At 55.2% G+C, this 11,788-nt stretch carries 11 protein-coding genes and 4 tRNA genes; all 15 read right to left on the reverse strand.

Annotation, left to right across the window (positions count from 1 at the left end; genetic code table 11):
• Positions 1 to 59 precede the first annotated feature (59 nt).
• The gene (rpoB, locus tag J4D28_RS01645; RefSeq protein ID WP_007925957.1) at positions 60 to 4,133 is read right to left on the reverse strand and encodes a DNA-directed RNA polymerase subunit beta; all 4,074 of its coding nucleotides are present in this window, start codon (positions 4,131 to 4,133) and stop codon (positions 60 to 62) included.
• A gap of 219 nt (positions 4,134 to 4,352) precedes the next feature.
• A complete protein-coding gene (gene rplL / locus J4D28_RS01650) occupies positions 4,353 to 4,718 on the reverse strand; it encodes a 50S ribosomal protein L7/L12 (RefSeq protein ID WP_007925956.1) in 366 nt (121 codons plus the stop codon).
• Between the two features lie 80 nt (positions 4,719 to 4,798).
• Positions 4,799 to 5,299: a 50S ribosomal protein L10 gene (gene rplJ, locus J4D28_RS01655; protein ID WP_007925954.1), complete on the reverse strand. Its 501-nt coding sequence runs from the start codon at positions 5,297 to 5,299 to the stop codon at positions 4,799 to 4,801.
• A 198-nt stretch (positions 5,300 to 5,497) separates the two neighbouring features.
• A complete protein-coding gene (rplA, locus tag J4D28_RS01660) occupies positions 5,498 to 6,193 on the reverse strand; it encodes a 50S ribosomal protein L1 (RefSeq protein ID WP_009051121.1) in 696 nt (231 codons plus the stop codon).
• Positions 6,193 to 6,624 (reverse strand): 50S ribosomal protein L11, encoded by a 432-nt coding sequence (gene rplK / locus J4D28_RS01665; RefSeq protein ID WP_003176435.1) that lies wholly within the window; start codon positions 6,622 to 6,624, stop codon positions 6,193 to 6,195. Before rplK ends, rplA begins: the two co-directional genes overlap by 1 nt.
• Before the next feature lie 118 nt (positions 6,625 to 6,742).
• The gene (nusG, locus tag J4D28_RS01670) at positions 6,743 to 7,276 is read right to left on the reverse strand and encodes a transcription termination/antitermination protein NusG (RefSeq protein ID WP_002555501.1); all 534 of its coding nucleotides are present in this window, start codon (positions 7,274 to 7,276) and stop codon (positions 6,743 to 6,745) included.
• A 9-nt stretch (positions 7,277 to 7,285) separates the two neighbouring features.
• Positions 7,286 to 7,654 carry a preprotein translocase subunit SecE gene (secE, locus tag J4D28_RS01675; protein ID WP_009051122.1) on the reverse strand — a complete coding sequence of 123 codons (369 nt, stop codon included), beginning with the start codon at positions 7,652 to 7,654 and terminating at the stop codon, positions 7,286 to 7,288.
• 45 nt (positions 7,655 to 7,699) lie between these two features.
• A tRNA-Trp gene (locus tag J4D28_RS01680) sits at positions 7,700 to 7,775 on the reverse strand.
• A gap of 53 nt (positions 7,776 to 7,828) precedes the next feature.
• Positions 7,829 to 9,022 carry an elongation factor Tu gene (gene tuf / locus J4D28_RS01685; protein ID WP_016702644.1) on the reverse strand — a complete coding sequence of 398 codons (1,194 nt, stop codon included), beginning with the start codon at positions 9,020 to 9,022 and terminating at the stop codon, positions 7,829 to 7,831.
• 84 nt (positions 9,023 to 9,106) lie between these two features.
• Positions 9,107 to 9,182 (reverse strand) — tRNA-Thr (locus J4D28_RS01690).
• A 26-nt stretch (positions 9,183 to 9,208) separates the two neighbouring features.
• Positions 9,209 to 9,282: transfer RNA gene (locus tag J4D28_RS01695), tRNA-Gly, on the reverse strand.
• A gap of 25 nt (positions 9,283 to 9,307) precedes the next feature.
• Positions 9,308 to 9,392: transfer RNA gene (locus J4D28_RS01700), tRNA-Tyr, on the reverse strand.
• A 142-nt stretch (positions 9,393 to 9,534) separates the two neighbouring features.
• Positions 9,535 to 9,975, reverse strand: coding sequence for a hypothetical protein (locus J4D28_RS01705; RefSeq protein ID WP_009051126.1), 441 nt, complete (start codon positions 9,973 to 9,975; stop codon positions 9,535 to 9,537).
• A 7-nt stretch (positions 9,976 to 9,982) separates the two neighbouring features.
• Positions 9,983 to 10,732: a pantothenate kinase gene (locus J4D28_RS01710; protein WP_009051127.1), complete on the reverse strand. Its 750-nt coding sequence runs from the start codon at positions 10,730 to 10,732 to the stop codon at positions 9,983 to 9,985.
• On the reverse strand, positions 10,722 to 11,681 hold the full coding sequence (gene birA, locus J4D28_RS01715) for a bifunctional biotin--[acetyl-CoA-carboxylase] ligase/biotin operon repressor BirA (protein ID WP_009051128.1): 960 nt from the start codon (positions 11,679 to 11,681) through the stop codon (positions 10,722 to 10,724). Before birA ends, J4D28_RS01710 begins: the two co-directional genes overlap by 11 nt.
• Between the last annotated feature and the right edge of the window lie 107 nt (positions 11,682 to 11,788).

The raw sequence follows: 11,788 nt of genomic DNA on the forward strand, positions 1-11,788 counted from the left end.
TTCCTCCTGGCGGAGCAGAGAGCGGGCAATCCTGCCCCGCTCTCGATTCGCGTCACGTGTTATTCGGTTTCCAGATCGATATCGATGCCGAGGGAACGAATTTCTTTGATCAACACGTTGAAGGACTCGGGCATGCCCGGCTCCATACGGTGATCGCCGTCCACGATGTTTTTGTACATCTTGGTCCGGCCGTTCACATCGTCCGACTTCACTGTGAGCATTTCTTGCAGAGTGTATGCAGCACCGTATGCTTCCAGTGCCCAGACCTCCATCTCCCCGAAACGCTGACCACCGAACTGCGCCTTACCACCCAGCGGCTGCTGGGTAACCAGGCTGTACGAACCGGTAGAACGAGCGTGCATCTTGTCGTCTACCAAGTGGTTCAGCTTCAGCATGTACATGTAGCCAACAGTAACCGGGCGCTCGAACTTGTTGCCGGTACGGCCGTCGGTCAGTTGCATCTGGCCGCTTTCTGGCAGGTCCGCCAGTTTCAGCATGGCCTTGATTTCGCTTTCCTTGGCACCGTCGAACACCGGAGTGGCCATCGGCACGCCGCCGCGCAGGTTTTTCGCCAGATCCAGGATTTCCTGATCGGAGAAGCTATCCAGATCTTCGTTACGACCACCGATCTGGTTGTAGATCTCGTCCAGGAACTTACGCAGTTCCGCGACCTTGCGCTGCTCTTCGACCATGCGGTTGATCTTCTCGCCCAGACCTTTGGCCGCGAGGCCCAGGTGAGTTTCGAGAATCTGACCAACGTTCATACGCGAAGGTACGCCCAACGGGTTGAGGACGACGTCGACCGGGGTGCCGTTGGCATCGTGCGGCATGTCTTCAACCGGCATGATCACCGAGACCACACCCTTGTTACCGTGACGACCGGCCATCTTGTCGCCCGGCTGGATGCGACGACGGATTGCCAGGTAAACCTTGACGATTTTCAGCACGCCTGGAGCCAGGTCATCGCCCTGCTGCAGCTTGCGCTTCTTGTCTTCGAACTTGTCGTCCAGCAGACGGCGGCGATCAACGATGTAGGCCTGGGCCTTCTCGAGCTGCTCGTTCAGAGCATCTTCAGCCATGCGCAGTTTGAACCACTGGCCATGCTCAAGACCGTCGAGTACTTCGTCGGTGATTTCCTGACCTTTCTTCAGGCCGGCGCCGCCTTCGGCTTTGTGGCCGACCAGAGCGGAACGCAGACGTTCGAAAGTGGCGCCTTCGACGATACGGAACTCTTCGTTCAGATCCTTGCGGATCTCGTCGAGCTGGCTCTTCTCGATCGACAGGGCACGAGCGTCACGCTCTACACCGTCACGAGTGAAGACCTGTACGTCGATGACAGTACCCTTGGTACCGGTAGGTACGCGCAGGGAGGTGTCTTTAACGTCGCTGGCTTTTTCACCGAAGATTGCACGCAGCAGTTTCTCTTCCGGAGTCAGCTGGGTCTCGCCTTTCGGAGTGACCTTACCGACCAGGATGTCGCCTGCGCCTACTTCAGCACCGACATAAACGATACCGGCTTCGTCCAGCTTGTTCAGTGCAGCTTCACCCACGTTCGGGATGTCCGCAGTGATTTCCTCTGGGCCAAGCTTGGTGTCACGGGCCACACAGGTCAGTTCCTGGATGTGGATCGTGGTGAAGCGGTCTTCCTGGACCACACGCTCGGACAGGCAGATGGAGTCTTCGAAGTTGAAGCCGTTCCATGCCATGAACGCGATGCGCATGTTCTGACCCAGAGCCAGTTCACCCATGTCGGTGGACGGACCGTCGGCCATGATGTCGCTGCGCTGAACCCGATCACCCTTGCTCACCAGCGGACGCTGGTTGATGCAGGTGTTCTGGTTGGAGCGGGTGTATTTGGTCAGGTTGTAGATGTCGACACCGGCTTCGCCTGGCTCAACTTCGTCATCTGCAACACGAACCACGATACGGCTGGCATCAACCGAGTCGATCACGCCGCCACGACGAGCCACGACGCAGACGCCGGAGTCACGGGCAACGTTACGCTCCATGCCGGTACCTACCAGCGGCTTGTCGGCACGCAGGGTTGGTACAGCCTGACGCTGCATGTTCGACCCCATCAACGCACGGTTGGCGTCGTCGTGCTCGAGGAACGGAATCAGCGACGCCGCAACCGAAACTACCTGCTTCGGCGAAACGTCCATCAAGGTGACGTCTTCTGGCGCCTTGACGGTGAATTCGTTCAGGTGACGAACAGCTACCAGCTCGTCGATCAGCTGACCTTTGTCGTTCATGGTCGCCGAAGCCTGGGCGATCACGTGATCGGCCTCTTCGATAGCGGACAGGAACACGATTTCGTCGGTCACCAGACCTTCTTTCACCACACGGTACGGGCTCTCGAGGAAGCCGTACTGGTTGGTGCGAGCATAGGCGGCCAGGGAGTTGATCAGACCGATGTTCGGACCTTCCGGCGTCTCGATCGGGCATACACGACCGTAGTGAGTCGGGTGTACGTCACGAACTTCAAAGCCTGCACGCTCACGAGTCAGGCCGCCTGGGCCGAGTGCAGAGACACGGCGCTTGTGGGTGATCTCGGACAGCGGGTTGTTCTGGTCCATGAACTGGGACAGCTGGCTGGAACCGAAGAACTCCTTCACCGCCGCCGCCACTGGCTTGGCGTTGATCAGGTCTTGCGGCATCAGGCCTTCGCTTTCAGCCATCGACAGACGCTCTTTGACCGCGCGCTCTACACGCACCAGGCCAACGCGGAACTGGTTCTCGGCCATCTCGCCTACGCAGCGAACACGACGGTTACCCAGGTGGTCGATGTCATCGACGATGCCTTTGCCGTTACGGATGTCGACCAGAGTCTTCAGAACCGCAACGATGTCTTCCTTGCACAACACGCCGGAACCTTCGATCTCGGTACGACCGATACGACGGTTGAACTTCATCCGGCCGACCGCAGACAGGTCATAACGCTCAGGGCTGAAGAACAGGTTGTTGAACAGGGTCTCGGCCGCATCCTTGGTTGGAGGCTCGCCAGGACGCATCATGCGATAGATCTCGACCAACGCTTCCAGCTGGTTGGTGGTGGAGTCGATCTTCAGAGTGTCGGAAACGAACGGACCGCAATCGATATCGTTGGTGTACAGCGTTTCGATGCGCACAACCTGAGCCTTGGCGATCTTCGCCAGGATCTCGGTGTTCAGCTCGGTGTTGCACTCTGCCAGGATTTCGCCGGTGGCCGGATGCACGATGACCTTGGCGGTAGTACGACCCAGGACGTAGTCCAGAGGCACTTCCAGCTCTTTGATCCCGGCTTTTTCCAGCTGGTTGATGTGGCGAGCAGTAATACGACGACCCTGCTCGACAATAACCTTGCCTTTGTCATCCTGAATATCGAGGACCGCAATTTCACCACGCAGGCGCTGAGGCACCAACTCCAGGCTCAGGCTTTCGCCGCGCACGTGGAATACGTTGGTGGTGTAGAAAGCGTCCAGCACTTCTTCAGTGGTGTAGCCCAACGCACGCAGCAGTACCGATGCAGGCAGCTTGCGACGACGGTCGATACGCACGAATACGCAGTCTTTCGGGTCGAACTCGAAGTCCAACCAGGAACCGCGGTAAGGAATGATACGTGCGGAGTACAGCAGCTTACCGGAGCTGTGCGTCTTGCCACGGTCGTGGTCGAAGAATACGCCAGGGGAACGGTGCAGCTGGGAAACGATTACACGCTCGGTACCGTTGATTACGAAGGTACCGTTCTCAGTCATCAGGGGGATTTCACCCATGTAGACTTCTTGCTCTTTGATGTCCTTGATCGCTTTGTTCGACGATTCTTTGTCGAAAATGATCAGACGAACTTTTACCCGCAAAGGTACGGCGTAAGTTACACCGCGCAGCACGCATTCTTTGACATCAAATGCCGGTTCGCCCAGGCGATAACCGACATACTCCAACGCAGCATTGCCGGAGTAGCTGATGATCGGGAAAACGGATTTGAAGGCCGCATGCAGGCCCACGTCGCGGAACTGATCTTTAGTCGCTCCCGCTTGCAAGAATTCACGATACGAATCCAGCTGGATGGCCAGGAGGTACGGCACATCCATGACGTCCGGCAACTTGCTAAAGTCCTTGCGGATACGTTTTTTCTCAGTATATGAGTAAGCCATCAGCGTTCCCCAGCTTGGTCACCTGCTTATTTGGCCCCTCCCGACGGGAGCAGCCAGAAAATCGTGCAAACCCTTTGGTTTGCGCCACCGCACAGGGTGGTTACAGCACGTTAGAAGCACCGACCCAGTCGGCTGCCAATAACGGAAAAAGGCCGGTGGCAAGAGCCACCAGCCATCAGCCTCAGCTTAACGCTTGGGCTGGAGACACAAAGTCGATGCTTACTTCAGCTCGACTTTAGCGCCTGCTTCTTCCAGAGCTGCTTTGGCTTTGTCAGCGGCTTCTTTAGCAACGCCTTCCAGAACCATGGCAGGAGCACCGTCAACTACAGCCTTGGCTTCTTTCAGGCCCAGACCGGTCAGTTCACGTACAGCCTTGATCACGTTAACTTTCTTCTCGCCAGCTTCGGTCAGCATGACGTTGAATTCAGTTTGTTCTTCAACAACAGCGGCAGCAGCAGCTGGGCCAGCAGCGGCAACAGCAGCGGTAACGCCGAAGGTTTCTTCCATTGCTTTGATCAGCTCAACAACTTCCAGAACGGTTTTCTGGCCGATTGCTTCGATGATTTGCTCGTTAGTCAGAGACATGACTATAAATTCCTGTATTGGGGTGACAGCCTACGCAGCCATCAAATTAAACATATGATTTTGAAAGGGCTTGCAGTGCCTTAGGCAGCAGCAGCTTCTTTCTGGTCGCGAATGGCCGCCAGAGTACGAGCCAGCTTGCTGGTAGCGCCTTGGATCACGCTCATCAGCTTCGCAATAGCTTCGTCGCGAGTTGGCAGCGAAGCCAACACGTCGATCTCGTTTGCTGCGAGGTACTTGCCCTCGAACGCAGCTGCCTTGATCTCGAACTTTTCCTGACCCTTTGCGAACTCTTTGAAAATACGAGCAGCAGCGCCCGGATGTTCCTTGGAGAATGCAATCAGGGTAGGGCCGACGAACGCGTCGTTGAGCACGTCATATTGAGTGCCTTCAACAGCGCGCTTGAGCAGGGTGTTACGTACGACACGTACATACACGCCAGCTTCGCGGGCCTCTTTACGGAGTCCGGTCATAGCGCCTACTGTCACACCACGGGCATCAGCCACGACAGCGGACAGAGCGCCTTTGGCAGCCTCGTTGACTTCAGCGACGATGGCCTTCTTGTCTTCGAGTTTAATTGCCACGGGTTCAACTCCTGCTTGTTACCGTTTCATCCAACCGAGGCCGGATGTCGTTTTGGTGTCTGATTCGGTAAGGAACCGGGAGCACCATCTGCGTAGGCTTGTGGTTTAAGACTTGCGTCGCCTACGGTCTTGGATAGCCCCCGCCAGGCAGGGACCCCAATCTTTCAATTGACGCAATCTCTTGCGTCAACCTGTGTCTTATACGTCCAGCGAACCCTGGTCGATGACCAGACCTGGGCCCATAGTGGTGCTCAGGGTAACGCGCTTGACGTAGATACCTTTCGAAGAAGCTGGCTTGATACGCTTCAGATCAGCGATCAGGGCTTCAACGTTTTCCTTCAGCTTGATGGCGTCGAAGCCAACCTTGCCAACAGAGGTGTGGATAATGCCGTTTTTGTCGGTGCGATAACGAACCTGACCAGCCTTGGCGTTTTTAACAGCGCCTGCTACGTCTGGAGTTACGGTACCAACCTTAGGGTTAGGCATCAGACCACGTGGGCCGAGGATCTGACCCAGTTGACCTACAACGCGCATTGCATCCGGGGAAGCAATAACCACGTCATAGTTCAGGTCGCCGCCTTTCATTTCGGCAGCCAGGTCGTCCATACCTACGCGATCAGCGCCGGCAGCCAGGGCAGCTTCAGCAGCTGGACCTTGGGTGAACACAGCTACACGTACAGTCTTGCCAGTGCCATGTGGCAGCACGGTAGCGCTGCGAACAACCTGGTCAGATTTACGTGGGTCAACGCCCAGGTTTACAGCGACGTCGACAGACTCGCTGAACTTGACGGTCGACAGCTCGGTCAGGAGAGCAGCTGCGTCTACGAAGCTGTAGGCCTTGCCCGCTTCAATCTTGCCCGCGATAGCCTTTTGGCGCTTGGTCAGCTTAGCCATTACACACCCTCCACGTTAAGGCCCATGCTACGAGCAGAACCGGCGATAGTACGCACGGCTGCATCCATATCAGCTGCAGTCAGATCCGCGTTTTTGGTTTTCGCGATTTCTTCCAGCTGAGCACGGGTAACGGTGCCAACCTTAACGGTGTTCGGACGAGCGGAACCGCTGGTCAGGCCAGCAGCTTTCTTCAGCAGAACCGAAGCAGGGGTGCTCTTAGTTTCGAAAGTGAAGCTGCGGTCACTGTAAACAGTGATGATCACAGGAGTCGGCAGACCTGGCTCAAGACCCTGGGTACGGGCGTTGAAGGCCTTGCAGAATTCCATGATGTTCACGCCGTGCTGACCCAGAGCTGGACCGACGGGTGGACTTGGGTTGGCCTGTGCGGCCTTCACTTGCAGCTTGATGTAAGCAGTAATCTTCTTAGCCATGAGGCACTCCAATTACGGGTTCAAACGCCTAGAAAGGCTCCCCGGTTACTTGCGCGTTTATCCCAGTGACGACAAAACCCCACAGCCTTGGGCTGCGGGGTATGGGATTCTCGTTCAGTTATGCCTTTTCGACCTGACTGAACTCTAGCTCTACCGGAGTAGAGCGACCGAAAATGAGCACAGCCACTTGGATCCGGCTCTTTTCGTAGTTAACTTCTTCGACAGTGCCGTTAAAGTCAGCGAACGGACCATCGGTAACACGAACAACCTCACCCGGCTCGAACAGAGTCTTCGGCTTAGGCTTGTCGCTACCATCAGCGACACGACGCAGAATCGCTTCTGCCTCTTTGTCCGTGATTGGTGCAGGCTTGTCGGCTGTACCACCAATGAAGCCCATCACCCGAGGAGTATCCTTGACCAAGTGCCAAGTACCCTCGTTCATATCCATCTGAACCAGCACATAACCAGGGAAGAACTTGCGCTCACTTTTGCGTTTCTGGCCATTACGCATTTCAACCACTTCTTCAGTGGGAACCAGAATTTCGCCAAAGCCATCTTCCATGCCAGCCAGCTTTACGCGCTCGATCAACGAACGCATTACATGCTTCTCATAACCCGAGTAAGCATGCACAACGTACCAACGCTTAGCCACGGGACACCCTTAGCCAACAATCAAGGAAACGAGCCAGCCGAGCAGGGAATCAAGCCCCCACAACAGCAACGCCATAACCAGAACAACAGCCACTACGATCAACGTGGTCTGTGTGGTCTCTTGGCGAGTTGGCCATACGACTTTACGAATCTCGGTGCGAGCTTCCTTAACCAGTACAAAGAAAGACTTGCCCTTGGCCGTCTGCAAGCCTACAAAGGCAGCTACAGCAGCAATGGCAAGCAAAGCGAGTACACGGTACAGGATCGGCGAAGCAGAGTAATACTGATTACCGACAACGCCAACGACCACCAAAGCAACTACTACAAGCCACTTGAACAGATCGAAGCGAGAGCCTTGAGCTTCAGCTTTAGGAGTCATCTATGAAGATCCTGTGAAAAGAAAGCCAGACACACCGAGTGAATCTGGCAGGTCAGGAGGGAATCGAACCCCCAACCTACGGTTTTGGAGACCGTCGCTCTGCCAATTGAGCTACTGACCTAAAAACAAATCAGGCCGACCATTATGCCGGCCCGATGGAGATATATCAAGAACTTACTCGATGACCTTGGCTACGACGCCAGCGCCGACGGTACGACCGCCTTCACGAATAGCGAAACGCAGACCATCTTCCATCGCGATGGTTTTGATCAGAGTGACAGTCATCTGGATGTTGTCACCTGGCATTACCATTTCAACGCCTTCTGGCAGCTCGCAGTTACCAGTCACGTCAGTAGTACGGAAGTAGAACTGTGGACGGTAGCCTTTGAAGAACGGAGTATGACGGCCGCCTTCTTCTTTGCTCAAAACGTACACTTCAGCGGTGAACTTGGTGTGCGGCTTAACGGTACCTGGCTTAACCAGAACCTGGCCACGCTCAACGTCGTCACGCTTGGTGCCACGCAGCAGAACGCCGCAGTTCTCGCCAGCACGACCTTCGTCGAGCAGCTTGCGGAACATTTCAACGCCGGTGCAGGTGGTTTTCTGAGTTTCGCGCAGACCAACGATCTCAACTTCTTCCTGGATGCGAACGATACCACGCTCAACACGGCCAGTTACCACGGTGCCACGACCGGAGATCGAGAACACGTCTTCGATAGGCATCAGGAACGGCTTGTCGATAGCACGCTCTGGCTCTGGGATGTAGGTATCCAGAGTTTCTACCAGCTTCTTAACAGCGGTAGTGCCCATTTCGTTGTCGTCTTGGCCGTTCAGAGCCATCAGAGCCGAACCGATGATGATTGGAGTGTCATCACCTGGGAAGTCGTAAGTGCTCAGCAGATCGCGCACTTCCATCTCAACCAGTTCCAGCAGCTCAGCGTCATCAACCATGTCAGCCTTGTTCAGGAAGACAACGATGTACGGAACGCCTACCTGACGGGACAGCAGGATGTGCTCACGAGTTTGTGGCATCGGACCATCGGCAGCCGAGCAAACCAGGATCGCGCCGTCCATCTGGGCAGCACCAGTGATCATGTTTTTGACGTAGTCGGCGTGACCTGGGCAGTCAACGTGCGCGTAGTGACGAATGTTCGAGTCGTACTCTACGTGCGCGGTGTTGATGGTGATACCACGAGCTTTTTCTTCTGGGGCGCTGTCGATCTTGTCGAAGTCAACACGAGCCGAACCGAAAACCTCGGAGCAGACGCGAGTCAGAGCAGCAGTCAGAGTGGTTTTACCGTGGTCAACGTGACCAATGGTACCAACGTTGACGTGCGGCTTATTACGTTCGAACTTTTCCTTAGCCATCGAAATCACCCCTAGGAGAAGAATTGAGCAAGTCACACAAGCCATTAAAACAAAGGCAGATATTTTCATATCTGCCTTGTTATATGGAGCTCTTGAGCGGATTTGAACCGCTGACCTCACCCTTACCAAGGGTGTGCTCTACCAACTGAGCTACAAGAGCGAAACACTTTGCACAACCTGCAAACTTGGAGCGGGTAGCGGGAATCGAACCCGCATCATCAGCTTGGAAGGCTGAGGTTCTACCACTAAACTATACCCGCGGAGCTTGCAGCTCACGCTTAAATCTGGTGGAGGGGGAAGGATTCGAACCTTCGAAGTCGTAGACGTCAGATTTACAGTCTGATCCCTTTGGCCGCTCGGGAACCCCTCCTAAGCGAGGCAGCATTCTATACTATGCCACCCTTCTGTCAAGCATTTTCTCATTAAAAACCTGAGGTTAGCTGCATTGACCTTGCTTCGCTGCGTCTACCTCTAGAGGTCTTCACTGCGGAGCGGGCGCCATTCTATGCAAACTATTCGGCAGTTGCAATGCCTTCGCATGACATTATTTTATGTTTTAACTCATTGAATTCTTTAGCAAGATTCTGCAGCAACGAATCATCCAGCAAATGCTTGCTTTCAGGGGCCACACGCAACCAGTAACCAGAAGCATCAGGCAGAGCCAAAGACTTCAACCGAACCTCCACACCCAATACCGACAGGCGCTGCTCAAGCGCTTGAGCCTGATCACGACGAGCAAAACCACCTATATAGAGGCAATCGCCTTGAGCCTCGCCTCCCTTGTCACGCCTGGAGAGCGAGCCAGACGACTCACTCAGTAAGCGAATATCCTGCTGAGCCCCTTTATAAAGCGTCAGAGGCGTTACCTCCTTCGCACGCAAAGGCGCCTCCTGCTGATGCCAGACGTAATAGAACACATTGAGAACCAGGAGCAGCAGGAACAACCAGCGCATAAAAACCTCAGGACAATGGGCAAGCCATAGCCAATCCGACAAAAACCAGATCAGGGACCACTCGCCCCTGCGGCACGACACCAGAAACCAGCTCAGCATCACCACCAGTGAGGAACACCACGAAATCTTCCCCCCAATAGTCGCGCGCCAGCTCCAGCTGAGTCAGCACAAACCCTCTCAACATCAATGAGCAGCCGCGCTCTACCGCTTCAACCGTCGTACGCCCCGGCAACAGGCTCTCCAAGGCGCGCTCGGCAGACAAATCGTCGTACCGAATCCGACGAGTGTGAGTTCTCAACTGATTACGCATCAATGGCATCCCCGGGCAGATAAAGCCCCCCAGGTGCTCCCCATCCGCCGCAATGAAGTCCGCAGTAACAGCTGTCCCAAAATCGAGCACCAGACAAGCACCAGCTGCCAGGCGAAAGCCCCCCAGCATGGCAAGCCAGCGGTCCAGACCAAGTCGCTCAAACTCCTCATAGCCATTTCGTACGCCTGCCATTTCTTTCGCAGGCGCAGCACAGACCACCGATACACCAAAAGCCTGTACCAACATAGAAGTAAGCTTGTTCGTCTCTTCGACCGTGCGAACGCTGACCAAACGGCAGCGGCTCAAGACCAAGCCGTTTAGCGCACGCAGATGCCCGACCAAGGCGTCATCGGAACCAACCACACCCTCAGCAAATACCCCAAGCGCGGCATTATTCAGAACACGCCACTTAATGAAGCTGTTTCCACAGTCAAGCTCAAGAATCATCGCGCAACCTCAAGCTGAGCTCACCACCGCTGTAGACCCTCTCAACCCCATCTACTTCCAATCGCAATGCCCCTTGCTGATCGATGCCCATAACAACACCGTCTATTTTATTGACCCCAGCAATCAGAGACACCGCATTACCTTGCCACAAGTGATTCTGCTCCCACTCCTCTTGAATAGAGGAAAAGCCCTGGGCTTGGTGACGCTCCAGGTAAGCCCTCAGCATCATACTCAGCCGAGCAACCAACTGGTTGCGATCAACCTGCTTACCGGACTCAAGCCGCATAGAAGTCCACTGCTGATCAACCTCGTCAGTTTTCTGCATGTTGACGTTGATACCCACACCCAGAACCACATGACAAACATCGGCAGGATCCCCAACCAACTCCAGCAGGATTCCAGCGATTTTTTTGCGCCCAACCAAAACATCGTTTGGCCACTTCAGACCCGCACCAGCAACTCCAAACTCACGCAAGGTCTGCATGACTGCCAGCCCGACCACCAAGCTGAGCCCTTCAAGCTGACGCATTCCACCATCGATACGCAGCACGAGACTGTAATAAACATTTTCTGCAAAAGGGCTCACCCATTTGCGACCTCTCCGACCACGCCCCGCCGTCTGACGCTCAGCGAGCACCAGGAACGGCGCAGGCACGCCGCGCTCGACAGCCCTCAGAGCTTCAGCATTTGTAGAGTCGATGGAATCGAAAGCCAACACAGCCCAAGGGCAATCCTTTGACTGCTCGCAAATATCTGCCGGGCTCAGGAGCATCAGCGGAGCCGCCAGCTGATAACCGCGACCGCGGACTTTATGGATAGAAAGCCCCAGATCAGCCTCCAACTGCTGCAACTGCTTCCACACGGCACTACGGCTAATACCCAAGGCAGCACCAAGGGCCTGGCCCGAGTGAAACCGCCCGTCCTTCAGAAGCTCCAACAATGTCAGCATGCAGATCTCGCCTCACAATGAGGCAGGCATGATAGCCATGCCTAAGGCTGTTGCATAGAAAGCGTGACAGGCACAATCAAGCAGCTAGCGCCTGCAATTCAGAATGT

It is taken from the genome of Pseudomonas sp. GW531-T4, from assembly GCF_017349615.1.
GTDB classification, from domain to species: domain Bacteria; phylum Pseudomonadota; class Gammaproteobacteria; order Pseudomonadales; family Pseudomonadaceae; genus Aquipseudomonas; species Aquipseudomonas chlororaphis_I.